Annotated in this window: 27 protein-coding genes; 12 read left to right on the top strand and 15 right to left on the bottom strand. The window is 72.8% G+C overall.

What is annotated here, in order from left to right; genetic code table 11:
- Window positions 1–336 precede the first annotated feature (336 nt).
- Window positions 337–1,470, top strand: coding sequence for a magnesium and cobalt transport protein CorA (locus ACZ46W_RS07850; protein WP_468333093.1), 1,134 nt, complete (start codon window positions 337–339; stop codon window positions 1,468–1,470).
- Between the two features lie 23 nt (window positions 1,471–1,493).
- The gene (locus ACZ46W_RS07845; RefSeq protein WP_468333090.1) at window positions 1,494–2,000 is read left to right on the top strand and encodes a hypothetical protein; all 507 of its coding nucleotides are present in this window, start codon (window positions 1,494–1,496) and stop codon (window positions 1,998–2,000) included.
- Window positions 2,001–2,035: 35 nt separating this feature from the next.
- Here ACZ46W_RS07845 and ACZ46W_RS07840 read toward each other — a convergent pair whose 3' ends face one another.
- Window positions 2,036–2,818: a hypothetical protein gene (locus ACZ46W_RS07840; RefSeq protein ID WP_468333087.1), complete on the bottom strand. Its 783-nt coding sequence runs from the start codon at window positions 2,816–2,818 to the stop codon at window positions 2,036–2,038.
- Between the two features lie 186 nt (window positions 2,819–3,004).
- Here ACZ46W_RS07840 and ACZ46W_RS07835 point away from each other — a divergent pair, with 186 nt between their 5' ends.
- From ACZ46W_RS07835 to ACZ46W_RS07825, 3 genes are read left to right on the top strand one after another with little or no spacing between them, the layout of a single operon-like run.
- Entirely contained in the window at window positions 3,005–4,300 is a 1,296-nt protein-coding gene (locus tag ACZ46W_RS07835) for a magnesium transporter MgtE N-terminal domain-containing protein (RefSeq protein WP_468333084.1), read from the top strand.
- Entirely contained in the window at window positions 4,290–4,847 is a 558-nt protein-coding gene (locus ACZ46W_RS07830; protein WP_468333081.1) for a DUF1003 domain-containing protein, read from the top strand. Before ACZ46W_RS07835 ends, ACZ46W_RS07830 begins: the two co-directional genes overlap by 11 nt.
- 42 nt (window positions 4,848–4,889) lie before the next feature.
- Window positions 4,890–6,023, top strand: a complete 1,134-nt coding sequence (locus ACZ46W_RS07825) for an Mrp/NBP35 family ATP-binding protein (RefSeq protein ID WP_468333078.1) — start codon at window positions 4,890–4,892, stop codon at window positions 6,021–6,023.
- A gap of 85 nt (window positions 6,024–6,108) precedes the next feature.
- Here the strand turns inward: ACZ46W_RS07825 and ACZ46W_RS07820 are convergent, their stop codons facing one another.
- The 5 genes from ACZ46W_RS07820 to sigE form a co-directional block, all read right to left on the bottom strand.
- Window positions 6,109–6,804 (bottom strand): hypothetical protein, encoded by a 696-nt coding sequence (locus tag ACZ46W_RS07820; protein ID WP_468333075.1) that lies wholly within the window; start codon window positions 6,802–6,804, stop codon window positions 6,109–6,111.
- Between the two features lie 129 nt (window positions 6,805–6,933).
- Entirely contained in the window at window positions 6,934–7,374 is a 441-nt protein-coding gene (locus tag ACZ46W_RS07815; protein ID WP_366127605.1) for a sec-independent translocase, read from the bottom strand.
- 173 nt (window positions 7,375–7,547) lie between these two features.
- Window positions 7,548–9,266, bottom strand: a complete 1,719-nt coding sequence (locus ACZ46W_RS07810) for a S1C family serine protease (protein ID WP_468333071.1) — start codon at window positions 9,264–9,266, stop codon at window positions 7,548–7,550.
- A gap of 93 nt (window positions 9,267–9,359) precedes the next feature.
- Window positions 9,360–10,166, bottom strand: a complete 807-nt coding sequence (locus tag ACZ46W_RS07805; protein ID WP_468333068.1) for an anti-sigma factor family protein — start codon at window positions 10,164–10,166, stop codon at window positions 9,360–9,362.
- On the bottom strand, window positions 10,163–10,924 hold the full coding sequence (gene sigE / locus ACZ46W_RS07800) for an RNA polymerase sigma factor SigE (RefSeq protein ID WP_351815364.1): 762 nt from the start codon (window positions 10,922–10,924) through the stop codon (window positions 10,163–10,165). Before sigE ends, ACZ46W_RS07805 begins: the two co-directional genes overlap by 4 nt.
- Before the next feature lie 144 nt (window positions 10,925–11,068).
- Here sigE and ACZ46W_RS07795 point away from each other — a divergent pair, with 144 nt between their 5' ends.
- Complete coding sequence (locus ACZ46W_RS07795; protein ID WP_084895721.1) at window positions 11,069–11,734, top strand: O-methyltransferase; 666 nt, start codon at window positions 11,069–11,071, stop codon at window positions 11,732–11,734.
- A 177-nt stretch (window positions 11,735–11,911) separates the two neighbouring features.
- Here the strand turns inward: ACZ46W_RS07795 and ACZ46W_RS07790 are convergent, their stop codons facing one another.
- Window positions 11,912–12,079 (bottom strand): DUF3117 domain-containing protein, encoded by a 168-nt coding sequence (locus ACZ46W_RS07790; RefSeq protein WP_003985072.1) that lies wholly within the window; start codon window positions 12,077–12,079, stop codon window positions 11,912–11,914.
- 312 nt (window positions 12,080–12,391) lie between these two features.
- Between ACZ46W_RS07790 and chcB the strand changes: the two genes are divergently transcribed.
- The gene (gene chcB, locus ACZ46W_RS07785) at window positions 12,392–13,174 is read left to right on the top strand and encodes a 2-cyclohexenylcarbonyl CoA isomerase (RefSeq protein WP_468333062.1); all 783 of its coding nucleotides are present in this window, start codon (window positions 12,392–12,394) and stop codon (window positions 13,172–13,174) included.
- Window positions 13,175–13,582: 408 nt separating this feature from the next.
- On the opposite strand, the gene ACZ46W_RS07780 is transcribed toward chcB, so the two are convergent.
- Window positions 13,583–14,173, bottom strand: coding sequence for a DNA-3-methyladenine glycosylase I (locus ACZ46W_RS07780; protein ID WP_468333059.1), 591 nt, complete (start codon window positions 14,171–14,173; stop codon window positions 13,583–13,585).
- Window positions 14,170–14,532: a DivIVA domain-containing protein gene (locus ACZ46W_RS07775; RefSeq protein ID WP_468333056.1), complete on the bottom strand. Its 363-nt coding sequence runs from the start codon at window positions 14,530–14,532 to the stop codon at window positions 14,170–14,172. The genes ACZ46W_RS07780 and ACZ46W_RS07775 overlap by 4 nt, the downstream gene beginning before the upstream one ends.
- 127 nt (window positions 14,533–14,659) lie before the next feature.
- On the opposite strand from ACZ46W_RS07775, the gene folP reads away from it, so the two are divergent.
- Complete coding sequence (folP, locus tag ACZ46W_RS07770; RefSeq protein WP_468333053.1) at window positions 14,660–15,520, top strand: dihydropteroate synthase; 861 nt, start codon at window positions 14,660–14,662, stop codon at window positions 15,518–15,520.
- Between the two features lie 16 nt (window positions 15,521–15,536).
- On the opposite strand, the gene ACZ46W_RS07765 is transcribed toward folP, so the two are convergent.
- Entirely contained in the window at window positions 15,537–16,298 is a 762-nt protein-coding gene (locus ACZ46W_RS07765) for an LOG family protein (RefSeq protein WP_468333050.1), read from the bottom strand.
- 77 nt (window positions 16,299–16,375) lie between these two features.
- Window positions 16,376–17,455 (bottom strand): succinyl-diaminopimelate desuccinylase, encoded by a 1,080-nt coding sequence (gene dapE, locus ACZ46W_RS07760; RefSeq protein ID WP_468334691.1) that lies wholly within the window; start codon window positions 17,453–17,455, stop codon window positions 16,376–16,378.
- A 42-nt stretch (window positions 17,456–17,497) separates the two neighbouring features.
- Between dapE and ACZ46W_RS07755 the strand changes: the two genes are divergently transcribed.
- Window positions 17,498–18,424 (top strand): VldE C-terminal domain-containing protein, encoded by a 927-nt coding sequence (locus ACZ46W_RS07755; protein ID WP_468333047.1) that lies wholly within the window; start codon window positions 17,498–17,500, stop codon window positions 18,422–18,424.
- 712 nt (window positions 18,425–19,136) lie between these two features.
- Window positions 19,137–19,547 carry an ATP-binding protein gene (locus ACZ46W_RS07750; RefSeq protein ID WP_468333044.1) on the top strand — a complete coding sequence of 137 codons (411 nt, stop codon included), beginning with the start codon at window positions 19,137–19,139 and terminating at the stop codon, window positions 19,545–19,547.
- 58 nt (window positions 19,548–19,605) lie between these two features.
- On the opposite strand, the gene ACZ46W_RS07745 is transcribed toward ACZ46W_RS07750, so the two are convergent.
- On the bottom strand, window positions 19,606–20,703 hold the full coding sequence (locus ACZ46W_RS07745) for a bifunctional succinyldiaminopimelate transaminase/glutamate-prephenate aminotransferase (RefSeq protein ID WP_468333041.1): 1,098 nt from the start codon (window positions 20,701–20,703) through the stop codon (window positions 19,606–19,608).
- Window positions 20,704–20,785: 82 nt separating this feature from the next.
- On the bottom strand, window positions 20,786–21,106 hold the full coding sequence (gene fdxA / locus ACZ46W_RS07740; RefSeq protein WP_031078476.1) for a ferredoxin: 321 nt from the start codon (window positions 21,104–21,106) through the stop codon (window positions 20,786–20,788).
- Window positions 21,107–21,219: 113 nt separating this feature from the next.
- Between fdxA and ACZ46W_RS07735 the strand changes: the two genes are divergently transcribed.
- Together ACZ46W_RS07735 and ACZ46W_RS07730 are read left to right on the top strand one after the other, a co-directional pair.
- Entirely contained in the window at window positions 21,220–22,284 is a 1,065-nt protein-coding gene (locus ACZ46W_RS07735; RefSeq protein WP_468333037.1) for a GNAT family N-acetyltransferase, read from the top strand.
- 5 nt (window positions 22,285–22,289) lie between these two features.
- Complete coding sequence (locus ACZ46W_RS07730; RefSeq protein WP_468333034.1) at window positions 22,290–23,114, top strand: transglutaminase family protein; 825 nt, start codon at window positions 22,290–22,292, stop codon at window positions 23,112–23,114.
- Window positions 23,115–23,153: 39 nt separating this feature from the next.
- Here ACZ46W_RS07730 and ACZ46W_RS07725 read toward each other — a convergent pair whose 3' ends face one another.
- Window positions 23,154–23,825: a PepSY domain-containing protein gene (locus ACZ46W_RS07725; RefSeq protein WP_468333031.1), complete on the bottom strand. Its 672-nt coding sequence runs from the start codon at window positions 23,823–23,825 to the stop codon at window positions 23,154–23,156.
- A gap of 105 nt (window positions 23,826–23,930) precedes the next feature.
- A complete protein-coding gene (locus tag ACZ46W_RS07720; protein WP_468333028.1) occupies window positions 23,931–25,907 on the bottom strand; it encodes a peptidoglycan binding domain-containing protein in 1,977 nt (658 codons plus the stop codon).
- Window position 25,908 lies beyond the last annotated feature (1 nt).

The following is a 25,908-nucleotide window of genomic DNA, read 5'->3' as shown; positions in this document are numbered from 1 at the left end:
TCATCCCCCACGGGGGACCGGCCGGAGGAGGTGGGGCTGCGGTGGATCGAAGTCGACCGTGCAGTACCAACCGCTCTTCCGCCCGCGGCTTTTTCCTGTGACCCGAGATGTGACCTGAGGGACATCTCACCTGCTCGCTCCCGCTCTTCCTCATGGGGCGTGAGTACGAGGTCATGGCTATGCGCACGACGGAAGAGCACACCGTTTTGCCTGTCTGTAGCGAACGCCGTCACCGCGATCCCGCGGTGCCGCCCGCTTTGCGGACGTAAGGAACGCCACGTCCTCATTCCGGGCTGTGCCACGCCCCGCGACGGCCTCTCCGTGAAGGAGCCAGCCATGTCGATGATCCGTGACCTGCGCGCAGCGGTCCGCCCCTCGCTGCGCAAGAGCAGTGCCCCGTACAACACGTACAACTCCTACGACGCGACCCGTGACCCGTCGACGTCCACCGCGGTCGTCGACTGCGCCGTGTACCGCGACGGCCGCCGGCTGAAGGACGAGGCGACCGACGCGTGCCTCACGCCGCGCGAGGCCATGCGGCAGGTGCGCGAGGGCGGCGGCTTCGCGTGGATCGGGCTGCACGAGCCTACGGAGGCCGAATTCGCCGGTATCGCGGCCGAGTTCGGGCTGCACCCGCTGGCCGTGGAGGACGCGGTCCACGCGCACCAGCGGCCCAAGCTGGAGCGGTACGACGACACGCTGTTCACCGTCTTCAAGACGATCCACTACGTCGAGCACGCCGAACTCACGGCGACCAGTGAGGTCGTCGAGACCGGTGAGGTGATGTGCTTCACCGGCCGGGACTTCGTGATCACCGTCCGGCACGGCGGGCAGGGCTCCCTGCGCAATCTGCGCCACCGCATGGAGGGCGAGCCGGAGCTGCTGGAGAAGGGCCCGTCGGCGGTGCTGCACGCGATCGCCGACCACGTGGTGGACGGCTACATCGCGGTCGCGGACGCGGTGGAGATCGACATCGACCAGATCGAGATCGACGTCTTCTCGCCGCCCGCCAAGGGCTCGACGCGCGGCGCCGACACCGGGCGGATCTACCAGCTCAAGCGTGAGGTGCTGGAGTTCAAGCGGGCGGTCTCGCCGCTGCTGCGGCCGATGCAGTTGCTGAGCGAGCGGCCCATGCGGCTGGTGGACCCGGACATCCAGAAGTACTTCCGGGACGTCGCCGACCACCTGGCGCGGGTGCAGGAGCAGGTCATCGGCTTCGACGAGCTGCTGAACTCCATCCTCCAGGCCAACCTGGCACAGGCGACGGTCGCGCAGAACGAGGACATGCGCAAGATCACCTCGTGGGCGGCGATCATCGCCGTACCGACGGCGGTGTGCGGTGTGTACGGCATGAACTTCGACTACATGCCGGAGCTGCGGTGGAAGTTCGGCTATCCGCTGGTGCTGGTGGGGATCTCGGTGATCTGTTTCGCGATCCACCGCACCCTCAAGCGCAACGGGTGGCTCTAGCGCGAGTGGCTAAGCTGCGTGCCATGACAGACGCACTGCTCGACCAGGCCCTCGTCGAGGAGGCCACCAAGAAGTCCGGCCTGATCTGGGTACGCGGCGAGGGCCCGGCCCGGGCGCTGTGGCACGTGTGGCTGGACGGCGCGGCGTACGTCGTCGGCGACGGCCCGGGCGAACAGCCGCTGCCGGGCCTGGCCGACGGCGCCACCGCCGAGGTGACGGTGCGCAGCAAGGACAAGGGCGGCCGTGTGGTCGCCTGGACGGCCGCCGTGACCGAGCTGGCCCCCGGCTCGGAGCCGTGGGAGGCGGCCGTCGCGGAGCTGAAGGGCAAGCGGCTGAACGCCCCGGACGCGGAGACGATGACCGAGCGCTGGGCGCGCGAGTGCCGGGTGCTGCGCCTGACGCCGGGCGAGGCGACGACCGCCCACCCGGACGGCTCCCTGGCGGCGCGCCCGCTGACCACCCCGGCCACCACGCGCCGCCCGATCCCGGCGGCTCTGCCGCGCCTGCTGCTGAAGCGCAAGAAGCGCTAGCCGCGGGGCGGCGGACCGGGGCCCGCAGCGCGGCGTCAGTCGCTGGTGCGCGGGAGCTGGCGGCCGTAGTCGAGGGTCTCGTCCTTGGAGGGGGCCGTCAGGGGGAAGGGCTTGTTCCAGTCCGACAGGACGACCACGCCCGCGCCGCCGCCACGGGCGAACTGGAGCGGGTAGGGGGCGCCCTCCAGGGAGACGTCCAGGGTGCCGCCCTCGCCCTGGGCGCCGCCGGCGACCTTGATGGTGCGGATGCCGCCGACCTTGGAGCGGTCGCCCTTGACGATGTCGCCGTGCAGTTCCAGCAGCCCGCGGAGCAGGACGTTCATCTCGGTGAAGCCGCGGAGCTGCTTGTACGAGGGGTCGTCCTCGGGGACCTTCACGTACTTGTCGTCGAGCGTGTCCGCCGCCTCCGTACCGGAGTCGTCCTGCTCGCCGCCCTGGTCGCCCTCGTCGCTCTCGGCGCTGGTCCAGAAGTCCGCGTCCGCCTTCAGGTACAGCGCGTCGCCGACCCGCAGCAGCTCGAAGGTGGACGTCTTGGTGACGACCTGCCCGGTCGCGCCGGTCTGGTTCAGCCGCATGTTGAGCGTGTACGTGCCGCCCTTGCTGACCAGCTTCCCCGACAGCCGTACCGCCTTCGCGCCGGCCGCCGCCGCCCGTGCCTTCGTCTCGATCTCGGTGGCGGACAGTCTGCCCACCCCGTTCGTCCCCGCGTCCGGGTCGGGTTCCTCTCCGCAGGCGGTGAGCACCGCGGTCAGCCCGACGCACAGTGCGAGGGGGAGGGCGGCCCGGCGGGCGCGCGAAGCCGGGGCGAGAAGGGTCACCAGCGCACTGCCTCTCATCAAACCGTGGGGGGTTGGCAGACCGCAGCGTACCTGTGTCGTATACGGCCGTCGGCAGAGAGCCGTACGGACGCCCTGCCTGGGCGACCCGCACCAGGACGGGCTAGCCTGAATCGGCACGAAAGCCAAGAATTCCGGCATACGAGGGTGGACGAGGAGGTGTGCGGCATGGCGGCAGGCGCTCCCCGTGTCTTCGTCTCGCACCTCGCCGGTGTCCCCGTCTTCGACCCCAACGGCGACCAGGTGGGCCGCGTCCGCGACCTCGTCGCGATGCTCCGGGTGGGCCGCCGCCCGCCCCGCCTCCTCGGCCTGGTCGTCGAGGTCATCGGCCGCCGCCGGATCTTCCTGCCCATGACCCGCGTCACCGGCATCGAGTCCGGCCAGGTCATCACCACCGGCGTGCTCAACGTGCGCCGCTTCGAGCAGCGCCCCACCGAGCGCCTGGTCCTCGGCGAACTGCTCGACCGCCGGGTCCGGCTCGTCGAGGACGGCTCCGAGGTGACCGTCCTCGACGTGGGCGTCCAGCAGCTCCCGGCCCGCCGCGACTGGGAGATCGACAAGGTCTTCGTCCGCCGGGGCGGCGGCGGGGCGCTGCGCCGCAAGGGCGAGACGCTCACCGTCGAGTGGTCGGCCGTGACCGGCTTCTCGCTGGAGGAGCACGGGCAGGGCGCCGAGAGCCTGGTCGCCACCTTCGAGCGGATGCGCCCGGCCGACCTCGCCAACGCCCTGCACCACCTGACCCCCAAGCGCCGCGCCGAGGTCGCCGCCGCCCTCGACGACGACCGGCTCGCCGACGTACTGGAGGAGCTGCCCGAGGACGACCAGGTCGAGATCCTCGGCAAGCTCAAGGAGGAGCGGGCCGCCGACGTCCTGGAGGCCATGGACCCCGACGACGCCGCCGACCTGCTCTCCGAGCTGCCCGAGGAGGAGAAGGAGCGGCTGCTGACCCTGATGCGGCCGGACGACGCCGCCGACGTACGCCGCCTGATGTCGTACGAGGAGCGCACGGCGGGCGGCCTGATGACCACCGAGCCGATCGTGCTGCGCCCCGACGCCACGGTCGCCGACGCGCTCGCGCGCGTACGCCAGCAGGACCTGTCCCCGGCCCTCGCCGCCCAGGTGTACGTGTGCCGGCCGCCCGACGAGACGCCCACGGGCAAGTTCCTGGGCACGGTGCACTTCCAGCGGCTGCTGCGCGACCCGCCGTTCACGCTCGTGTCGGCGGTCGTCGACACCGACTTGGAGCCGCTCTCCCCGGACACCCCGCTGTCCGCCGTGACCCAGCACCTCGCCGCGTACAACCTGGTCGCCGCCCCGGTCGTGGACGAGAGCGGGTCGCTGCTCGGCGCGGTCACCGTCGACGACGTACTCGACCACCTGCTGCCCGAGGACTGGCGCGAGGCCGAGTTCGACGCGGAGGTCGGGAGCGCGGCGGGCGGGAGCGAGGTCGCGCATGGCGCATGAGCGGACGTACGAGCGTACGGGGGAGCCGCCCGCGCCCCGCATCCGGCTGGACCAGCCACGCATCCGGCGCCCCAAGCTGCTGCCGGCGTACGACCCCGAGGCCTTCGGGCGGCTGTCGGAGCGGATCGCCCGCTTCATCGGCACGGGGCGGTTCCTCGTCTGGATGACGGTGATCGTCGTCGTCTGGGTGCTGTGGAACATCTCGGCACCCGGCCACCTGCGCTGGGACGAGTACCCCTTCATCTTCCTGACCCTCGCCCTGTCGCTCCAGGCCTCCTACGCCGCGCCGCTGATCCTGCTGGCGCAGAACCGGCAGGCCGACCGGGACCGGGTCAACCTGGAGCAGGACCGCAAGCAGAACGAGCGGTCCATCGCCGACACCGAGTACCTGACCCGGGAGATCGCGGCGCTCCGGATGGGCCTCGGCGAGGTGGCCACCCGCGACTGGATCCGCTCCGAGCTGGAGGACCTGGTCCGCGAGCTCGACGAGCGGCGCGATCTATTCCCGCGCGGCGGCGCCCGCGGAAGTGACGAAGCCGACCGCTGACGGGCTTTCCGGGGGCCGGGTCCGGCGCCGTACCATCTCCGTATGGTTACGGAAGACGCGGTGCGCGAAGCGCTGGCGACGGTGAACGACCCCGAGATCAACCGACCGATCACCGAGCTCGGCATGGTCAAGTCGGTGGAGATCGGTACGGACGGGGCGGTCGCCGTCACCGTCTACCTCACGGTGTCCGGCTGCCCCATGCGCGAGACGATCATCACGCGCGTGAGCGAGGCGGTCTCCCGCGTGGCGGGCGTCACCGGCGTCGACGTGACGCTCGACGTGATGAGCGACGAGCAGCGCAAGGAGCTGGCCGCCGCGCTGCGCGGCACCACCGCCGAGCGCGAGGTGCCGTTCGCCAAGCCCGGCTCGCTGACCCGGGTGTACGCGGTGGCCTCCGGCAAGGGCGGCGTCGGCAAGTCGTCCGTGACCGTGAACCTGGCCGCCGCGATGGCCGCCGACGGGCTGAAGGTCGGTGTCGTGGACGCCGACATCTACGGCCACAGCGTGCCGCGCATGCTGGGCGCGGACGGCCACCCGACCCAGGTCGAGAACATGATCATGCCGCCGTCGGCGAACGGCGTGAAGGTCATCTCCATCGGCATGTTCACCCCCGGCAACACGCCGGTGGTGTGGCGCGGCCCGATGCTGCACCGGGCGCTCCAGCAGTTCCTCGCGGACGTGTACTGGGGCGACCTGGACGTCCTGCTGATGGACCTGCCCCCGGGCACCGGCGACATCGCGATCTCGGTCGCCCAGCTCGTGCCGAACGCCGAGATCCTGGTCGTCACCACGCCGCAGCAGGCGGCGGCCGAGGTCGCCGAGCGGGCCGGCTCCATCGCCGTACAGACCCACCAGAAGATCGTCGGCGTCGTCGAGAACATGTCGGGCCTGCCCTGCCCGCACTGCGACGAGATGGTCGACGTCTTCGGCACGGGCGGCGGGCAGAAGGTCGCCGACGGGCTGACGAAGACCACCGGCGCCACGGTCCCGGTCCTCGGCTCCATCCCCATCGACGTACGGCTGCGCGAGGGCGGCGACGAGGGCAAGCCCGTCGTCCTGTCCGACCCAGACTCGCCGGCGGGCGCGGCGCTGCGCACCATCGCGGGCAAGCTGGGCGGCCGTCAGCGCGGCCTGTCGGGCATGTCGCTGGGGATCACCCCGCGCAACAAGTTCTGACGCGTGGAGCGCGTGTGAGGCACGCATGAGGTACGCGTGAGGGGCGGCCCCGCCGTGGGGCCGCCCCTCTTCGCGTGTCCCGCCGCTACGCGTACGCGGTGATGTCCCGCACCACCGCGAACCCCAGGCCGTACGCGCTCATCCCCCGTCCGTACGCACCCAGATGGACGCCGCCGGTGGTCGTGCCGGCCAGCACCCAGCCGAACTCGGACTCGCGGTAGTGGAACGGCGTCGGCACGCCGTCGACCGGCAGGGAGAGCGTCGACCACTCCGGCCCGTTCAGGTCGTCGGCCAGCTCGAAGGCGGTCTCGGTCTGCTGGTCCAGCCAGTCGTCCCGCAGCGTGTGGTCGAGCTGGGGCGGCCAGGTGTACGCGAGGAGCCCCGACCCGGCCAGCCAGGCGGCGGACGACACGCTGGTGGCGTCCAGCACCCCCGTACCGTCGCCGCTGCGGCGCACGGGGCTCGCGGCGACCGTCACGACGGCCGCGAACCGCTCCTTCTCGCCCCCTGCCCCGTCGAGCCGGTCCGGCCGTATCGACGGCTCGTCGCCGTGGCCGATCGAGCCGTGCTGGACCGTGCCGTCGGCGGACGTGCCGACCTGCATCAGCCAGCGCGGCCCGGTGAACGCCTCGTCCAGCCCGTACCAGGGGAACGACGCACGCAGATACCCGTCGACCGTACGCCGGGCCGCGGGCACCCCCTCGGGCGTCCCGGTCGCCTCGGACGTCGATGCGGTGCCGGGTGCGGCACCCTGCGCCCCTACTCGACTCGTCGTCTCCATCTGCCCGGCCGCCTCCTCGATCCGTGGAGTCCGGTGCGGCGCGCCCCGACGGGCGTTCTCGCAACCGGACAGATGGAGAGGATAGCCACCTTGCGGGAGCTCTTTTCGGAAGGTCGGCCCGGGCGGGGCTCAGGTGGCGTCCGCGTCGAACGGCGGGCGCTCGGCCTGAGCGGGCTTGTCGCCCTTCTTGAGCAGGTCGGGACCGCCGCCGTGGCCGCCATTGACCGCGGCCGGGACCGACGCGTCCGGCTCATGGCCGTTGACCGCGTCGGCGACGTCGTTGATCTCCTTCTTGAGATCGAAGCTGCTGCGGATCTCCTTGAGGTCCTCGTTCTCCGTCAACTGCTTGCGGATGAACGTCTTGGGGTTCAGGTCCTCGAACTCGAAGTCCTTGAACTCCGGGCCCAGCTCGCTGCGGATGTCCTGCTTCGCGTTCTCCGAGAAGTCGCGGATCTTGCGGATGAAGCCGGAGACGTCCTGGATGACCTTCGGCAGCTTGTCGGGGCCGAAGACGAGCACGGCAAGGATCACCAGCGCGACCAGTTCGAGTGCGCCTATGTCATTGAACACCTTGCTGCTCCTTCCGGCCCGGGGCCCGTAACACGGTACCTGGCCGGGCTGCCGGGGTGGTACCTCACGGTGGACGCCTGGTGGCCTGCCGGTGTCCTGCCGGTGCGTGTTCAGCCACCGGCAGGACACCGGTCTCAGCCACCGGTCTCAGCCACCGGCGTCAGCCACCGGTCTCAGCCACCGGCCGAGGAACCGAGGGTCAGGGTCTTGGTCTGTTCCCTGCCGCCGCGCTCAAGGGTCAGCTCCAGCCGGTCGCCGGGGCGGTGGGCGCGGATCTTGACGATCAGCTCCTCGCCGCTGTGCACCCGCTGGCCGTCCACCTTGGTGATCACGTCGCCGGGCCGGATGCCCGCCTTGGCGGCCGGGCCGCCGGGAATGACGGAGGCACCGCCGTCCTGCGCCTTCTCCCCCACCCGGGCGCCGTCGCCGGTGTACTTCATGTCGAGGCTGACGCCGATGACGGGGTGGTTGGCCTTGCCGGTGTTGATCAGCTCCTCGGCGACCCGCTTGCCCTGGTTGACGGGGATGGCGAAGCCCAGCCCTATCGACCCGGCCTGGCCGCCGTCGAGCCCGGAGCCGCTGTCGGCGGCGCGGATGGCGCTGTTGATGCCGATCACCCGGGCCTTGGAGTCCAGCAGCGGACCGCCCGAATTCCCCGGGTTTATCGGCGCGTCGGTCTGGAGGGCGTCGACGTAGCTGATGTCGCTGCCGTCGCCCTTCTCGCCGCCCGCCGTGATGGGCCGCTCCTTGGCGCTGATGATGCCGGAGGTCACGGTGTTCTGGAGGTCGAAGGGGGCGCCGATGGCGACGACCGGGTCGCCGACGCGGACGTTGTCGGAGTTGCCCAGCGGCAGCGGCTTGAGGTTGGAGACGCCCTTGACCTGGACGACCGCGAGGTCGTAACCGCTGTCCTTGCCGACCAGTTCGGCGGCGGCCGTCTCACCGCCGCTGAAGGTGACCGTGATGTCGCCGGAGGTGCCGGCCGGGTCGACGACGTGGTGGTTGGTGAGGATGTGGCCCTGCTCGTCGAGGACGAAGCCGGTGCCGGTGCCCTGCTCGCCGCCACCGCTGACGTGCAGGGTGACGACGCCGGGCAGGGCGCTGGCCGCGATGCCCGCGACGCTGTCGGGTGCCCGGTCGCCGTCCTCGGGGCCGGCCTGGGGCAGCTCGACCGTGGTCAGGCCGCCGTGCCGCTCGATGTACGCGCCGACGCCGCCGCCGAGTACGCCGGTGAGCCCGGCGAACAGCAGCGCGGCGACCACCCCGAGGCCACGGCGCCGCCCCTGCCGCTTCCCCGGCACGGCCCCGCCGGGGTGCGTGAGCGGCTGGTTCCCGACGCCGTTGCCGCCGCCGTTCCCGCCGCCGGGGGTGCTCCACGGGTCGTACTGGAGCCACTGCGACGGCCGGGGCTGCGGGGGCTGGTGCGGGGTGACCGGCTGCGGCGTGCCGTACGCGGGCGGGACCGCGGTCCCGTGCGCGGGCGTCGCCATCGGCCGCTGCACCGGCGGCGCGGGCGCCCAGGGCCCGGGCTCCCCGTAGGGCGGGGTGCTGTACTCGTCGGGCTGGTGCAACGGCTGCGGCCGCACCGGCGCCATGCCGGGCTGCTCCGCGACGGGCGCGACGGGCGCGGTCGACCGCACGGGCTCGGGCGCGGGGCTGTGCGCCGACGCGGGGCCGGTTTCCGGCGCGGAGGCGGCCGGCTCGGGCGCGGCCGGCTCGGGTGCAGGCGGTGTCGCGGGGGTGGCCGGCATGGCCGGCTCGGGTGCCGGGGTGGACGTTTCGGCGGGGCCGGGGTCCGGTGCGTCGGCCGGCGGCTGGTCCGGCGCCGCGTGCTGCCGCGCCGGGCGGCTCCACCACTTCGGCTTCGACTCCGTGGGCTTCCCGTCGTCCATGTTCTCCCCGCTGCGTGCCCGTCCGCGCCCCCGTGGGGCGCCCCTGCGCGTGATTCAACCAGGTCCGGTGGCCGCCGCGCAGGGGGGCGCCGGTCAGCGGCCCGCGGGCAGCGGCAGCGAGCTGGGGGACGGGGTGGTGGCGAGCTGTGGCGCGAGCGCCGTGGGGCGTATCAGCGGCGCGGGCGGCATGGTGTTCAGCGCGCTCACCACGGCCAGCGGCGTCGCCGCCGGAAAGGGCTGGCCTCCCGGGCGCTGCACCGCGTGCAGCGGCACGGCGGACAGCGGCCCGGCCGGCCGGTCCGTCGCCCGTACCGGCCCGTACCCGCCGCCCCGGCGGCGGCTGTTCTCTCCGGTGCCGGCGCTCTGGGTCTGGCCGGGCGACCGCAACGGCGTGACGCTGTTGCCCGTGCCGTCGCCCCGCGCGTCGACCGTGGCGACCGTCGGGAGCGCACCGCCCAGGGCGATCGCCGCGAACGACACGGCACTGGCGGCCGCGAACGCGAACCTCCGGCCGCGCCACGAGGAGCGCTCCGTCTCCTGGCGGTCCACTTCATGGATGCGGAATCCCGCCTCCGGCCGGGCGTAGCCGAAGGCGTCGGGTCTCACTCCGAAGACGCCGTCGCCGCCGAAGGGTCCCCGCCCGTCGTCGTCACCGCCCGGAGCGCCCCCGGGCAACCCCTGGAGGCGTGCGAGCAGCCCCTCCGAGGGGGGCGGCGGGGCGGTCTGGGCGAAGACGCTCTTCAGCCGGCGCTGCGCGTCGGCCTCGGCCTTGCACTTGGGGCAGGTGGCCAGGTGGGCGAGGACCCGCTCGCGGGCGTCATGACCGAGCTCGCCGTCGACGAGCGCGGCGAGGCGGTCCCCCAGGTGCTGTTCCGCGGGGGTCGGACTTGTGCCACTCACGCGGGTCCGCCCTCCCCGCCCACGGCCACGAAGGTGCGCTGCTCGGCCCGGGCCTCGGGCGATCGGTGCTTGAGGGCCTTGCGCAGATGGGAACGGCCGCGGTGGATGCGGCTGCGGACGGTGCCGAGCTTGACCCCGAGGGTCGCGGCGATCTCCTCGTACGACAGTCCCTCGATGTCGCACAGGACCACCGCCGCGCGGAACTCGGGCGCGAGGGTGTCGAGGGCCTGCTGGACGTCGGCGTCGAAGTGCGTGTCGTGGAAGACCTGTTGGGGGGACGGCTCGCGGCTGGGCAGCCGCTCGGCCGCGTCGTCGCCGAGCGCGTCGAACCGGATGCGCTGCTTGCGGCGCACCATGTCCAGGAAGAGGTTCGTGGTGATGCGGTGCAGCCAGCCCTCGAAGGTGCCGGGCGTGTACGTGGACAGCGAGCGGAAGACCCGGACGAAGACTTCCTGCGTGAGGTCCTCGGCATCGTGCTGATTGCCGGTCAGACGGTATGCGAGGCGGTAGACCCGGCCACTGTGCGTGCTGACGATCTCCTCCCACGAGGGCGGAGTCCACGCCTGCGATTCCGCATCCGATGCGAAGGTCGCGGTGGTGGGTGCGAAGTCGGCGGGCATGGAACGGTCAGCGGTGTCGGTCACGGATTTCGGCTCACCCGCCGACCTGAGAAAGCGCCGCAGCACTCCTCCCCGATCCACAGGCGCAGCCGCACCTCCCCTATCGGCTCTGGTGGTGTCCAGTGGAGCCCCTACCATAGCCACCTCGCCCGTTAGCTCCGGATAAGAATCTTTACGTGAATTTGGGACCGTCTTCGGCTCTTGATCCATGTACTCCCCCTGCCCCTCCATAACGCACGGTCCCATCTGCGGGTTCCCGGGCCCGAACGGCTACAGTCACCGTTGCGCCAACTACGGGGACAGGAGAGGGTCATTACCGCCAACCGGCAGACGAGCTGGGCGTTCGCCGACGCCTTTGTCGCCGAGGACGAAGCGCTGCGCTGGGCCCGTGACCGGGCCCGGGACGCGGGGCTGCCCTCGGTGTCGCCAGGCACCGGCGCCGCGCTGCGTCTGCTGGCGGCCACGGCGGACGCCAAGGCGGTGGCGGAGATCGGCACCGGCACCGGCGTCTCCGGGATCTACCTGCTGGAGGGCATGCGTCCCGACGGCGTCCTGACCACGGTGGACCCCGAGCCGGAGCGGCAGCAGTTCGCCAAGCAGGCCTTCCGGGCGGCCGGCTTCGCCGGGAACCGGGCCCGTTTCATCCCCGGCCGCGCCCTCGACGTACTCCCCCGGCTCGCGGACGGCGGCTACGACCTCGTCTTCTGCGACGGCGACCGCACGGAGTGCCTCGACTACCTCGCTGAATCGTTGCGCCTGCTGCGACCGGGTGGTCTGGTCTGCTTCGAGGGCGTCTTCGCGGACGGCCGTACGGTCGACTCGGCGGCCCAGCCGGCCGAGGTGCTCAGGCTGCGGGAGCTGCTGCGGGCGGTCCGGGAGAGCCAGGAGCTGCTGCCGTCGCTGCTGCCGGTCGGCGACGGTCTCCTCTGCGCGGTCCGCCGCGGCTAGGTCGTGTCCGGCGGATCATGCCTGGGCCGCGAGGCCTGGCACGCCCACCAGCACCACAAGGGCACCGGACTCCGATGACGCCATGATCCGCCGGACACTCCCTGGGGCCCGCACGGCGACAGCCCCGGCGTGATCGGATCACACCGGGGCTGTCGGAAAGCCTTGGGCAGTGTCGTATCAGACCGTGACCTTCTCCAGCGCCTCGCCGAGGGCCTTCGCCTCGTCCGGAGTCAGCTCGACGACAAGCCGACCGCCGCCTTCGAGCGGAACGCGCATGACGATGCCCCGCCCCTCCTTGGTCACCTCGAGCGGGCCGTCGCCCGTCCGCGGCTTCATGGCCGCCATGCTCGTTCCCCTTCCTGAAACCAGCTCATCGTCGCCGACGGCCCTCTGGCATGGGCACGCATCACCGGCATCGAACACATTGCTTCCAGGTCATTATCCCGCATGGCAGGACCCGATGACCAACATCGGTCGGCATCGCTTGCGCAACGCGCTCTCGCAAAACCGTCCATTTCGGCGATACGCCTGCGATACTTCGCCACCGCACGCGAGGACGGCGCACGACATTCTTTGACGCAGGTCACATGTCCGGGCCCGATGATCTCCGCCATGCTGGGCGGGACATCACCGCCGTAGCCGCGAAGGGGACCTGCCATGGCCGACACCGTGCTGTACGAGGTGAGCGACGGGCTCGCCACGATCACGATCAACCGGCCCGACGCCATGAACGCGATGAACACGGAGGCGAAGGTCGCCCTCCGGGACTCGCTCCTGGCGGCGGCGGAGGACTCCGCCGTACGGGCGGTCCTGCTCACCGCGACGGGCAGGGCGTTCTGCGTGGGCCAGGACCTCAAGGAACACGTCTCGGTGCTCGGCACCGAGCAGACGATGAGCACCGTGCGGGAGCACTACAACCCGATCGTCCGGGCCATCACCGGGATGCCGAAGCCCGTGGTGGCCGGGGTGAACGGCGTCGCGGCCGGGGCGGGCTTCGGCTTCGCCCTGGCGGCGGACTACCGGGTCGTCGCCGACACGGCGTCCTTCAACACCTCCTTCGCCGGGGTCGCCCTGACCGCCGACTCGGGCGTCTCGTGGACGCTCCCCCGGGTGGTGGGCCCCGGCCGGGCGGCGGACCTGCTGTTCTTCCCGCGCTCGATCCCGGCGCAGGAGGCGTACGAGCTGGGCATCGCGAACAGGCTCGTCCCGGCCGACGACCTCGCCTCCGAGGCCGCCTCGGTCGCCCGCGCCCTCGCCTCGGGCCCCACCCTGGCGTACGCGGCCCTCAAGGAGTCCCTGGCCTACGGATCGGCCCACACGCTGGACGAGGCCCTGGACAAGGAGGACGAGCTCCAGACGAAGGCGGGGGCGTCGGAGGACCACGGCATCGCGGTCCGGGCCTTCCTGGCCAAGGAGAAGCCCAAGTACGTCGGCCGCTGACCCCTCGGGCGGGGTGCGCCGACGCCGCGACCGCGGCGCGGAGGGGCCGTGCAGGGTCGCCCCCGCAGCGGTTGGCGGCGAGATACGGCCAGGACACCGGCTGGGCACCCCGCCGACCGCGAGGAGGTGAGCCCGGAGGGGCCCCGACCCGCCCCACCGGGCCCAGCCACCCGAACCGCCCCGGGCGGAACCGGGTACGGGCACCGCACCGCCCCGGGCGGAACCGGGTACGGGCACCCGCACCGCCCCGGGCGGAACCGGCACGAGCACCGCACCGCCCCGGGCGGAACCGGGCCGCACCCGCCAGGGAAAACCGTGCGCAGCGGGGAAGAGACGCGCCCGCCGGGGCGAAACGCCCGCGACGCGGGGGCAACCCGCGCCCGCCGGGCCCGGTGCCGACCGTCCCCGTCAGACCAGGCCGCCGCCACGCGCCGCGCAGTCGGCGAGGTGGTCGTCGACCAGGCCGCACGCCTGCATCAAGGCGTACGCCGTCGTGGGGCCGATGAAGCGGAGGCCCTGCTTTTTGAGCGTCTTGGACAGGGCCGTCGACTCGGGCGTCACCGCCGGTACGTCGGCGATCGTGGAAGGGGCCGGCCGGGAGGCGGGGTCCGGGGCGTAGGACCAGATCAGGGCGTCCAGCTCGCCGGGCGCCCAGCCCGCCAAGACGCGCGCGTTGGCCAGGCAGGCGTCGATCTTGGCGCGGTTGCGGACGATCCCGGTGTCGGCCAGGAGCCGCTCCCTGTCGGCGTCGGTGAACCCGGCCACCGCGTCGATCTTGAAGTCGTCGAACGCCCGGCGGAAACCCTCACGGCGGCGGAGGATCGTGATCCAGGACAGGCCCGACTGGAAGGCCTCCAGGCAGAGCCGCTCGAACAGGGCGTCGTCGCCGTGGACGGGGCGGCCCCACTCCTCGTCGTGGTACCGGACGTAGTCCTCGGCGGACAGGCCCCACGGGCAACGCGGCTTCCCGTCCGGGCCGGGCACGGCTCCGCCGGTCACCGGTCCCGCTCCTCGTCCCGCTCCGGGCCCGCGCCGGGGCCCGCGCCGGGGCCCGCGCCCGGGGCCGGGCCGAAGCCGGGCCCCTCCCCGCGGGCGCCCGCCAGCGCGGCCTCCAGCTCGGCGATCCGCGCGTCCCGCTCGGCGAGCTCGGCGCCGAGCCTGCCGAGTACGTCGTCGACCTCCGCCATCCGGTAGCCGCGCGGCGCGAGCGGCAGCCGCAGCGCGTCGATGTCGGCGCGGCCGACGGGACGGGTCAGCGGCAGTTGGTCCACCGTGTGCTCGGGCGCCGCCTCGGGGAGCACCTCGCTCTCCCCGCCGCCGATCACGGCGAGGGTGACCGCGGCAACGACCACGACCATCGCTACAGCCAAGAACCAGAACACGACCGTGCCTCTCCACCGGGAGCGAAAACCCAACGCTGCCGATCGTGCCATGCGCCACTGACAGTTAAGGTCGCAGGCGACGAACGCGAGGAGGACGAACGGGATGCTCCGCTTGGGACGGCGTGAATTCGACACGCACGAGCCGGTGATCATGGCGATCGTGAACCGGACCCCGGACTCCTTCTATGACCAGGGCGCCACGTTCCGTGACGAGCCGGCGCTCGCCCGGGTCGAGCAGGCGGTGTCGGAGGGCGCGGCCATCATCGACATCGGCGGGGTCAAGGCCGGTCCGGGCGAGGATGTGTCCGCCGAGGAGGAGGCGCGCCGCACGGTCGGCTTCGTCGCCGAGGTCCGCCGCCGCCACCCGGACGTGGTGATCAGCGTCGACACCTGGCGGCACGAGGTCGGCGAGGCGGTCTGCGAGGCGGGCGCCGACCTGCTGAACGACGCGTGGGGCGGCGTCGACCCGAGGCTCGCGGAGGTGGCGGCCCGCTACGGCGCGGGCCTGGTGTGCACGCACGCGGGCGGCGCGGAGCCGCGCACCCGGCCGCACCGGACCACCTACGACGACGTGATGGCGGACATCCTGCGCGTGACGCTGGGCCTGGCGGAGCGCGCCGTGGAGCTGGGCGTACGCCGTGACGGGATCATGATCGACCCCGGTCACGACTTCGGGAAGAACACCCGGCACAGCCTGGAGGCGACGCGCCGGCTGGGCGAGATGACGGCGACGGGCTGGCCGGTGCTGGTGTCGCTGTCCAACAAGGACTTCGTGGGCGAGACCCTCGACAAGCCGGTCAAGGAGCGGGTGCTCGGCACGCTCGCGACGACGGCCGTCTCGGCGTGGCTGGGTGCCCAGGTGTATCGCGTCCACGAGGTGGCGGAGACCAGGCAGGTGCTGGACATGGTGGCGTCCATCGCGGGCCACCGCCCCCCGGCGGTCGCCCGCCGGGGATTGGCGTAGGGCCGCCCGCGAAGGGTCAGTGACCGGTCTCCTTGGTGACCAGGGCGACCGCCTCGTCGACGTCGTCCGTGACGTGGAACAGCATCAGGTCCCGTTCCGACGCCTTGCCCTGGGCGATCACCGTGTCGCGCAGCCAGTCGACCAGGCCGCTCCAGTACTCCGTACCGAACAGCACGATCGGGAAGCGGGTCACCTTCCGCGTCTGGACCAGGGTCAGGGCCTCGAACAGCTCGTCCAGGGTGCCGAGTCCGCCGGGCAGGACGACGAAGCCCTGGGCGTACTTGACGAACATCGTCTTCCGTACGAAGAAGTAGCGAAAGTTGACGCCGATGTCGACGTGCGGGTTCAGGCCCTGCTCGAAGGGCAGCTCGATGCCGAGGCCCACGGAGATGCCCTTCGCCTCCCGGGCGCCCTTGTTCGCGGCCTCCATGGCACCCGGGCCACCGCCCGTGATCACCGCGAAGCCCGCCTCGACGAGCGCCCTGCCGAGCCGCACGCCCGCTTCGTACTCCGGCGTGCCCGCCGGGGTGCGGGCCGAGCCGAAGACGCTGATCGCGCTGGGCAGTTCGGCCAGTGCGCCGAAGCCCTCCACGAACTCCGACTGGATCCGCATCACGCGCCACGGGTCGGTGTGGACCCACTCGGAGTCGCCCGCGGTGTCCAGCAGCCGCTGATCGGTGGTGCCGGGCTGGACCTGCTCCCGGCGGCGCAGTACCGGCCCCAGCCGCTGCTCGGCCAGCGCTCGCAGTCCTTCGGCCTCGGCCTCGGGGTTGCCCATGATCCGCTCCCTCCGCTGAACATCGTTTCCCGCTCAGGGTAGGGCGGCGGACGTGACAAAAGGCGAAATTACGGAGGTCAGGCAGTGAGCCAGTCGTACAGTCGCCGTTCACAGTGGGTGATCTTGTCGACGGCGACGTGCTCGTCCCGCTTGTGCGCGAAGAGCGCGTCACCGGGGCCGTAGTTGACCGCCGGCACGCCCAGCGCGCTGAACCGGGACACGTCCGTCCAGCCGAACTTGGGCTGCGCGGTGCCGCCGACCGCCGCCATGAAGGCCGCGGCGGCGGGGTGCGACAGCCCCGGCAGGGCGCCGCCGGTGTGGTCGTCCACCACGAACTCGTCGACGCCGCAGTCCGCGAACACCTCGCGTACGTGGGCCTCGGCCTCCGCCATGGAGCGGTCGGGCGCGTAGCGGTAGTTGACGATCACGGTGCACTCGTCGGGGATGACGTTGGTGGCGACCCCGCCCTCGATCCCGACGGCGTTGAGGCCCTCGTGGTACTCCAGGCCGTCGATCACCGGGCGGCGCGGTTCGTACGCGGCGAGCTTCGCCAGGATCGGGGCGGCCGCGTGGATGGCGTTGGACCCCATCCAGCTCCGCGCGGAGTGGGCGCGCTCGCCCTTGGTACGGAGGTGGACCCGGAGCGTGCCCTGGCAGCCGCCCTCGACCTGGCCGTCGGACGGCTCCAGCAGGACGGCGAAGTCGCCCTCCAGCCACTCGGGGTGTGCGGCGGCCACATGCCCGAGGCCGTTGAGGTGGGCGGCGACCTCTTCGTTGTCGTAGAACACGAAGGTGAGGTCCCGGTTGGGCTCCGGGACGGTCGCGGCGATGCGCAGTTGGACGGCGACGCCCGACTTCATGTCGGAGGTGCCGCACCCCCACAGGATGCCGTTCTCGTCGAGCCGGGAAGGGACGTTGTCGGCGATCGGCACGGTGTCGATGTGTCCGGCCAGCACGACGCGCTCGGCCCGCCCCAGGGTCGTCCGGGCGACGACGTTGTTGCCGTACCGGTCCACGGTCAGGTGCGGCAGCGTGCGCAGCGCCTGCTCGATCGCGTCGGCGAGGGGCTTCTCGGTGCCGCTGACCGAGGGGAAGTCGACGAGCGCGGCGGTGAGCGCCGGGCCGTCCAGGGTGAGGTCCAGCTTGGCGGCGGGCATGGTCTCGGACATGGTGCCGAGCCTAACCCGGCCTCCAGTACGGTGGGCTCCGTGTCCGAGTCCACCCGTCCTCGTCGGCCTCGCCGGCCTCGCCGTCTGAGAATCGCCGTCGCGCTCGCCGTGCTGCTCGCGGTCGTCGCGTATGTGGTCGTCCAGTACGTGACCGGCGGCAAAGGTGCCCCGCAGTGTGTCGTGGGCAGCGGGAACAACGTCTACCGGTTCACCCCCGAGCAGGCCTCGAACGCCGCGACGATCTCCGCCGTGGGAACGTCGCGCGGGATGCCCGAGCGCGCGGTCACCATCGCGCTGGCGACCGCCCTCCAGGAGTCGGCCCTGCGCAACATCCGGTACGGCGACCGCGACTCCCTCGGCCTGTTCCAGCAGCGCCCCTCACAGGGGTGGGGCACCGAGGCGCAGATCCTCGACCCGGTCTTCTCGGCCGGGAAGTTCTACGACCACCTCGCCAAGGTGCCGGGGTACTCGCGGCTGCCGCTGACCGTCGCCGCGCAGCGGGTGCAGCGCAGCGGCTTCCCCCAGGCGTACGCGAAGCACGAGCCGGACGCCGCGCTGCTGGCGGCGGCCCTCACCGGCCGCTCGCCCGCCTCCCTGACCTGCACGTCCGGCAGCCGGCCGGTGCGGGCCGGTGACCCGGCGAAGGTACGGGCGGAGCTGAAGCGGGCGTTCGGCTCCGACACGCTGCCCCGGGGCGGGTCGGCGCCCGACATCTCCGTACCGGTCCGGAGCGTGACCGCCGGCTCGGCCGGCCCCGAGGGCGCGACACCCGGCGGCGGCTCGCGCGGCGGCTGGGAGCTCGCCCAGTGGGCGGTCGCCCAGGCGGACGCGCTCGGACTCGCCGAGGTCTCGTACGCGGGGCGCGTGTGGAGCGCGGAGGAATCGGACGACGGCTGGCGCACGGCCGACGCCCCGACGTCCCGCCCGGACGAGGTCCACATCCGCGTCGCCCGATAACGGCCCCGCACGGCCTGCGGGGCCCTCCCGGGCGCGACGGTCGCCCCTGCCGGGGCGCCGGCGCGGAGCTCGTGGGTGGGGGGCGTGGCCCCTCCGGGCTCGACTCCTCGAGGCCGGCGGCCTTGGGTCTCTCCCAAGGGAGCCCACCCCTCGCCGCCATCCTCTGCGGGGACGACCCTGCACGGCCCCGCCCGGCCGTCCGGCGGCTGCGGATCATCCGCGTGGTGGCGTACGGGCCAACGGCCGGGAAGGCGCCTGCCGGGAGCCTCTGCGGGGACGACCCTGCACGGCCGCGCCCGGCCGTCCCGCGGCTGCGGATCGCCCGCGTGGTGGACGTGGGGGTCGGCGGTCGGGAAGGCGCCTGCCGGGAGCCTCTGCCGAGGCGGCCGCCCTGGGGTCCGCAGTCGAAAAGGCACGCACGCGTGCGTACGGGGTTTCACCCCGGCGAGGGACTCGGCATCGCGTCATCGGCCGGAATTCCACCAGCTCGAAATTCCCGCCCGTTTTCGTTGCGGGAACTGGGAAGTGACGGTTCTTCACCCGTTGGGAACTCTGCTTGTTTGCCCAGTTTTAGGCGGAGCCGATAATGCGACGCATTACCAACTCTTTACCTCGGGCCACCGCAACCTTCCCCGCCCTCCGACCGGTTGTCACAGCGTCCGATCGTCGGACAGGCACCACAGTCAACGACCTCTCCCGTCGAAGGAGCATCATGTCCCTCCCCCTGACCCGTCGGATCGCCCGTGCCGCGCTGCTGATCGCAGCGGGTGCAGCTCCCGTGGTCGGTGCGGCCGGCTCCGCAAGCGCCGTGGACCTCTCCAACGCCCCCGAGCTGGGCGGCGTGAGCAGCCTCGACACCGCCTCGGCGACCGACACCGTCAGCGGCGCTTCCGAGAGCACGACCGGCCTGGCCGGCGAGGCCGGCGGCAAGGCGGTGAAGCAGGCCGTTCCCGCCGTGGGCAAGACCGCCGCCAAGACGGGCAAGGCCACCACGCCCGTCGCGCAGAAGGCCGCCGGTGACGCGGCCGGCAACGCCGGCGACATCGTCGGCGGGGCCGCGGGCGCCGCGCCCACCGACGCGCTCGGCGGCGGCCTGCCGGCCCTGCCGGGGCTCGGCAAGTAGCACCACACACGGAAGGGCCCGGGGAGTCACGCACTCTCCCCGGGCCCTTCCGCGTGTCTCAGCCCAGCCGCTTGACCGCGGCCTCGACCCGCTCGTCGGTGGCCGTGAACGCCACCCGCACGAACCGCTCCCCCGCCTCGCCGTAGAAGTCACCGGGCGCGACCAGGATGCCGAGGGACGCCAGGTACGCCACGGTGTCCCAGCAGGCCTCGTCGCGGGTCGCCCACAGGTACAGGCTCGCCTCGCTGTGCTCGATCCGGAACCCGTGCGTCTCCAGCGCCGTACGCAGCGCCGCGCGCCGGGCCGCGTACCGCGTCCGCTGCTCCTGTACGTGTACGTCGTCGCCGAGGGCCGCGACCGTGGCCGCCTGGACCGGCGCGGGCGTCATCATCCCGCCGTGCTTGCGGATCTGGAGCAGCTCGCCGAGCACCGCCGCGTCACCCGCGATGAACGCGGCGCGGTAGCCGGCCAGGTTCGAGCGCTTGGAGAGCGAGTGGACGGCGACGATCCCCTCGTACGAACCGCCGCAGACGTCCGGGTGCAGTACGGAGACGGGGTCGGCCTCCCAGCCGAGCTCCAGGTAGCACTCGTCGCTGAAGACGAGGACGCCGTGCTCGCGGGCCCAGGCGACGATCCGGATCAGCTCGTCCTTGGGGATGACCTTGCCGGTCGGGTTGGACGGCGAGTTCAGCCACAGCAGCTTCAGCCCGGCCGGGTCGAGCTCCGTGGGGTCGTCGTAGACGACCGGCGTCGCCCCGCACAGCCGCGCGCCGACCTCGTACGTCGGGTAGGCCAGCCGCGGGTAGGCCACCGTGTCACCGGCACCCAGGCCGAGCTGGGTCGGCAGCCAGGCCACCAGCTCCTTGGAGCCGACGACGGGCAGGACGTTGGTGTGCGCGAAGCCGCGCGCGCCGAGGCGCCGCTCGCACCAGCCGGTGAGCGCGTCGCGCAGCTCGGGGGTCCCCCACACCGTCGGATAGCCCGGCGAGTCGGCGGCGTCCGTCAGGGCGCGCCGGATCACCTCGGGGACCGGGTCCACGGGCGTGCCGACGGACAGGTCCACGATGCCGTCCGGGTGGGCCATGGCCGTCTTCTTGTAGGGCTCGAGCTTGTCCCAGGGGAAGACGGGGAGGCGTGAGGAGACGGGGGAGGACACGGTGCTCGCTTTCTTCTGCTTCAGGGGCGGAACGCGTCGGTCCCGTACAGCGGCGGAGCCGTACGGGACCGAGGTGGCGCGATCAGCCGTTCTGCGGCGGCAGAGCGGCGATGAAGGGGTGGTCGCGCTCGATCAGGCCCAGCTTCGAGGCACCACCGGGCGAACCCAGGTCGTCGAAGAACTCGACGTTCGCCTTGTAGTAGTCCTTCCACTCCTCCGGAGTGTCGTCCTCGTAGAAGATCGCCTCGACCGGGCAGACCGGCTCACAAGCACCGCAGTCGACGCATTCGTCCGGGTGGATGTACAAGGACCGCTGGCCCTCGTAGATGCAGTCGACGGGGCACTCCTCGATGCACGCCTTGTCCTTGACGTCGACACAAGGCTGCGCGATGACGTAGGTCACGCTGGTCGTTCCTCCTCGGTAGGGCTGGTTGCGCGGGAGCGCGGCGTCGTCGATGCCCGCACCTAGTATCTCCGTTCTTGGGACGGAACCGAACAGGAGGGGCGGACAGAGCTGTGGAATTCACTGCGGGCGGACGGCTGGAGGTCCGCATTACCCCCTCTGACGTGGGAAAACGCGTCTCCGTCCGCCGGTTGAGCGACACTGGAGCACGGCCGGAGAAGTTCACTGACACGGTTGGTGTTCTCACATCATGGACCGAGGGTGTGCTGCTGATCACACGACGGACCGGTGAGACTGTCCGGATCCCGGAATCGGCGCTGGTCGCGGGCAAGGTCGTACCGGCCGCGCCCGCCCGCCGCAGGGGCCCCGCGGCCGGGTTCGAGGAGCTGGCGCGGGTGACCGCGCGGGCGTGGCAGCCGGTGGAGAGCGAGCCGCTCGGGGAGTGGACGCTGCGGGCCGCCATCGAAACGGTGCCCGGACGAAGTCTGGGGGAGAGCCAGGCAGGGGTGGTGGTCGGGCGACGGGTGGGCTTCACCCGGCGCGCCAACTCGGTGCTTCCGCTGGGCGATCCCGGCATGCCGCTGGACGAGGCCCTGGCACGCGTGCGTGCCTGGTACGAGCAGCGGGGGCTGCCCCCGTACGTGCAGGCGGCGACCGGCGCGGAGGGGACCCAGGAGCAGTTGTGCGCGGCGCTGGAGGAGCGGGGCTGGCGCCGGGAGGTCACGGCGGAGGTACGCATCGGGGCGCTGGCGCCGATCGGCGACCTGGAGCCCGGTGACGTACGGCTGTCCCGGTCCGTGGACGAGGCATGGCTGCGCCGCTACAACCGGTCGGGCGAGGCGGGCCCCCACGTCCTGCACGTCCTGAGCAGCGGCCCCTCCGTGTGGTTCGCCTCGGTGCCCGGCGAGGCGGGCGTGCCCGCCGCCATCGGGCGGTGCGTGGTCGACGGGCGGTGGGCCGGTTTCATGGCGGTCGAGGTGGACCCGGAGTACCGGCGGCAGGGGCTGGGCACGGCGGTGATGGCGGCGCTCGCCCGCCGCGCGCTGGAGGAGGGCGCGTCCGCTGCGTGGCTCCAGGTGGAGTCGGACAATGGTGGTGCCCTCGCCCTGTACGAGGGGATGGGCTTCGCCGTCCACCACCTGTACCACCACTTCCGATCTCCCGAAGCGGGTACGTGAGGCGTATGCACACCACCGAGTGGCGCCGCCGGTTCGCCGAGGAGGCCCGCGAGGACCGTCCTGACCTCGCGGAGCTGTGCCTGCTGGTGGGCGCGGAGGCGGACCCGGCGCTGGGGCAGGCCGGGATCGACGCCGCCGAGATCGAGCTGGACCGGCTGGCCGGGCTGCTGCCGTACGGGCTGCGCGGCCCGCGCTCCTGGGTGGGCGCGCTGGCCGGCCTCCTCGGCGACCGGTGCGGCTTCCACGGCACGCCCGGCGATTACCAGCGCCTGGAGTCGTCGCTGCTGCACGAGGTGCTGCGGCGCCGCCGGGGCCTGCCCATCCTGCTGTCGGTCGTGTGGATCGAGGTCGCCCGGCGGGCGGGCGCGCCGGTGTACGGGGTGGCGCTGCCGGGCCACTTCGTGGTCGGGTTCGGCGACCCGGAGGAGCGGGTGCTGGCGGACCCGTTCGCCGGGGGCCGCGCGCTGACCGGGGCGGACGCGGAACTCCTGGTCGCCGGCGCGACCGGCGAGCGGCTGCACCCGTCGATGCTGACGCCCACCGACCCGTTGCAGATCATGCAGCGGATCCTCAACAACATCCGCGCCTGGGCCTCCGTACGCCCCGAGCGCTCGGACGTGGCCCTGTGGGCGGTCGAACTGTCCCTGCTGCTGCCCGCGCACCCGGCCCGGCTGCGCTACGAGCGCGCCCAGCTCCTGATCCAGCGCGGCGACTTCCTGACGGGCGCGGCGGAGATGGACGCGTACGCGGACGTGGTCGCCCCGGTCGAACCGACGGTCGCCGAGACGGTCCGCCACCGCGCCCGCGCGGCGCGCGCGATGCTCAACTGACACCGCCCGCCCACCGGCAGACGGCGTACGGGCAGCGGCTCAGTCGCGGTCGACGTGTTCGCGGACGATCTTGCCGGTCCTGGCGTCGATGTCGTACGTCGTCTTGTACCAGTCGTTCGTCGTGACGACGTCGACGGACCAGACCGTGTCGTCCAGTTGGACGGCGGTGACCGTGCCCTTCTTGCGGTCGGTGGCCGTCTTGGCGGCCTGCTGCGGGGTGACCGTGGCGGCGCCCAGCCGGTCGGCGAGCTCGCGCTTGTCGTCCGGGTCCTGGCCGGGGTCGACGCGCGACTCGGTCACCTTGCCGGTGACGGCGTCGACGCGGACGGTGTAGGCGGTGCCGTCCTGGGCGGCGACCGTGGTGTCCCACTCGGGCGTGCGCGGCCCGGGGCTGGGGCTGCCGACGGCGGCCCGCGCCCACTTCAGCTCGATCTCGGCGAGCTTGCCCTGCCGTACGCCACGGACCGCCGTCGCCGCCGCCTTGTCCCACGGCACCTTGGTGGCCTGGATGAGAGCCTTCCGCTCGGCCTGGTCCTCGGTCGCGAGGCGCGGGGACGAGGTGCCGGTGGGGCTGCCGTACGGGGTGGGCGCGGCGGCGGCGACACGTGATTCCCCGGTGTCCCCGCAGGCGGTGAGCAGCGGGGCCGATACGACGGCGGCGCACACGGCGGCGGCGACGGACACGGTACGGAGGCGGAGCTGAGCGGTCATGTCCGCACCGGTAACCCCTCCGGCGCGCGCGCATGCCGGAGCCGTCCCGTACTCACCCGAAAGGCCCCCGCCCGGGTGGGGGCGGGGGCCTCGTGGCCGGACGGGTCAGCCCTGGGGGTTGAGCTCGATCGTCTCGGTGCGCTCGGCGGGCGTCTTGCCGAGCAGGGCCTTCTGCATGGCGTGGGCCACGTCGTCGGCGGAGACCTCGTGCTGCTTGCCGTCGCCCTTGGTGATCATGACACCGTCGAAGACGCCGTCCAGCAGTTCCTCGATCGCCTTCTTGTTGTAGACCTCGACCAGGCGGCCGTTGATCGGCTTCATGGACAGGATCTTCGGCAGCGACCTGGACGGGCCGAACTGGATCTCCTTGCCGCCCGCCTTGATGGTCACGAGGCCGGACATCGCCGGTTCGGCGAACTCCTTCATCGCCCGGTTCAGTTCGGTCTGGGTGATGGTGGGTTCCCTGGTGACCACGGGCAGCTCGACCGTGTTCGCCTTGCCCGTCTCCACCTGGGCGCGGTAGGCGTCCCGTACCGAGATCATGGAGCGCTGGACGTCCAGGGCCTTGCCCGCCTTGCCGGGTACGGCTACGGCCTTGCCCGGCTCGAACCGGATCGTGCCCTCGGTGGCCGAGCCCGAGGCGCCCGCCAGGTCGGTCAGGGCGACGCCGAGCTTCTCCTCGTCGACCGGGATAACCGGCTGGGCGACGCGCTCGCCGCCGAAGAGGGAGCCGATCACCGAGACGGGGTTGTAGTCGGCGCCCGCGGCGGCGCGGACGGTCTCCTGGGCGTCCAGGGACAGGCCGGCCTTGTCGGGGGCCAGCTCCTCCTTCTCGCCGCCGACGCTGAGCTGGAGCGGGGCCGAGGCGCGCCCGCCGAAGGCGGTTTCGAGCTTCTGAACCGCCTGCTCCTTGGTGCCGCCGCCGATGTCGACGCCGAGGACCGTGGTGCCCTTCGGCACCTCGGAGTGGTTGAGGAGCAGCCCGGCGCCGTAGGCGACACCGAGCAGGCCGACCAGCGCCGCGCCCAGCAGGACCAGCTTGGAACGGCCCTTCTTCTGCGGGCGGGCGGACGGACCGGCCGGGGCGGGGGCGGGAGCCGGGGAGGACGGCGCGGGCGCCGGCACCGGGTCGTCGAACAGCGCGGCGTTCCGGTCGGTCGCGACCTGCGCCGGGCCGGAGACGGGGAACGGCGAAGGGCCGCGGTGGTCCGGGGGGACGACGGGGATGCCGCTCGTGAGCGTGTCACCCGACACGTGGCCACCGGCCGGCGGGCCGGCGGGCGGGCCGGCCTGGCCCTCCTGGTACGGCGGCTCGGGCGCGGGCGGCTGCGGGGTCAGTACGGCGGTGTCGTCGGACATCCACGGCACGGTGCCCATGCTGCCGGTGACCGGGCCCGTCGTGGGGCCGCTCGGGTGCGCCGGTCCGGGCGGTCCGGCCGGGCCCGCCGGAGGCACCGTGTCCGCCGCGAGGTCGTCCAGGGCGCTGTGCGGGCGCGGGGCGTCCACGCGCGGTCCGTCCGGGCGGGGGGCGTGTCCGGCGGGGCCCTGCCCGTACGACGGCTGGGCGGGCGACGGCGGCCGCACGGGCGCGGGAGCACCGGCGGGACCGGACGGGGACCCGGCGCCCGACGGGGAGGCGGCCCCCGACGGGGAGGCGGGCGCGGGCGCGGGGGGCTTGCGAGGGGCGAACCAGTCGCTCGCCGGCTTCTCCTCCGCCTGCGGCTCCTCCGCCGGCCTCGTGGCCGTCTGCGCCGTCGGCGACCGGTCCGCCGCCGGCCGCTCCGCGGCGGGGCGGGGGGCCGGGGCCGCGGCGGCCCCGTCCGTCTCGCTCACCGGCTTGCGGACGACGACCGGCGGGATCGGCCGCGAACCGGGGATGTTGATCCGGATGCGGGTGGTCAGCGTGGTCTCGGTCCTGGGCTCGTCCGACTCCGCGGCGGCCCCGGCGCCCTCTTCCGGAGCGTCCTGCGTCGGGTGCAGCGACGGATACTGGCGCGATCCGTACGGCGGTGTGCCCGAGGGATACGCGGCTCCGCCGCGCCCCTGGGCGCCGGAGGACGAACTGTCAGTTTCACGACTCAAA

It is taken from the genome of Streptomyces sp. NPDC031064, from assembly GCF_055570965.1.
This window is presented reverse-complemented; position numbering and strand designations above follow the sequence as displayed.

Excerpts from the sequence above, each read along its gene's own strand:
- ACZ46W_RS07825 (WP_468333078.1), top strand. The coding sequence starts at position 4,890 with ATGGTTACGGAAGACGCGGTGCGCGAAGCGCTGGCGACGGTGAACGAC.
- ACZ46W_RS07845 (WP_468333090.1), top strand. The coding sequence starts at position 1,494 with ATGACAGACGCACTGCTCGACCAGGCCCTCGTCGAGGAGGCCACCAAG.
- ACZ46W_RS07820 (WP_468333075.1), bottom strand. The coding sequence starts at position 6,804 with ATGGAGACGACGAGTCGAGTAGGGGCGCAGGGTGCCGCACCCGGCACC.
- dapE (WP_468334691.1), bottom strand. The coding sequence starts at position 17,455 with ATGCCCGCCGCCAAGCTGGACCTCACCCTGGACGGCCCGGCGCTCACC.
- folP (WP_468333053.1), top strand. The coding sequence starts at position 14,660 with ATGCTCCGCTTGGGACGGCGTGAATTCGACACGCACGAGCCGGTGATC.
- ACZ46W_RS07835 (WP_468333084.1), top strand. The coding sequence starts at position 3,005 with ATGGCGGCAGGCGCTCCCCGTGTCTTCGTCTCGCACCTCGCCGGTGTC.
- ACZ46W_RS07775 (WP_468333056.1), bottom strand. The coding sequence starts at position 14,532 with ATGGTCGTGGTCGTTGCCGCGGTCACCCTCGCCGTGATCGGCGGCGGG.
- ACZ46W_RS07830 (WP_468333081.1), top strand. The coding sequence starts at position 4,290 with ATGGCGCATGAGCGGACGTACGAGCGTACGGGGGAGCCGCCCGCGCCC.
- ACZ46W_RS07850 (WP_468333093.1), top strand. The coding sequence starts at position 337 with ATGTCGATGATCCGTGACCTGCGCGCAGCGGTCCGCCCCTCGCTGCGC.
- ACZ46W_RS07750 (WP_468333044.1), top strand. The coding sequence starts at position 19,137 with ATGTCCCTCCCCCTGACCCGTCGGATCGCCCGTGCCGCGCTGCTGATC.
- ACZ46W_RS07810 (WP_468333071.1), bottom strand. The coding sequence starts at position 9,266 with ATGGACGACGGGAAGCCCACGGAGTCGAAGCCGAAGTGGTGGAGCCGC.
- ACZ46W_RS07725 (WP_468333031.1), bottom strand. The coding sequence starts at position 23,825 with ATGACCGCTCAGCTCCGCCTCCGTACCGTGTCCGTCGCCGCCGCCGTG.
- sigE (WP_351815364.1), bottom strand. The coding sequence starts at position 10,924 with ATGGTAGGGGCTCCACTGGACACCACCAGAGCCGATAGGGGAGGTGCG.
- ACZ46W_RS07730 (WP_468333034.1), top strand. The coding sequence starts at position 22,290 with ATGCACACCACCGAGTGGCGCCGCCGGTTCGCCGAGGAGGCCCGCGAG.
- chcB (WP_468333062.1), top strand. The coding sequence starts at position 12,392 with ATGGCCGACACCGTGCTGTACGAGGTGAGCGACGGGCTCGCCACGATC.
- ACZ46W_RS07765 (WP_468333050.1), bottom strand. The coding sequence starts at position 16,298 with ATGGGCAACCCCGAGGCCGAGGCCGAAGGACTGCGAGCGCTGGCCGAG.
- ACZ46W_RS07790 (WP_003985072.1), bottom strand. The coding sequence starts at position 12,079 with ATGGCGGCCATGAAGCCGCGGACGGGCGACGGCCCGCTCGAGGTGACC.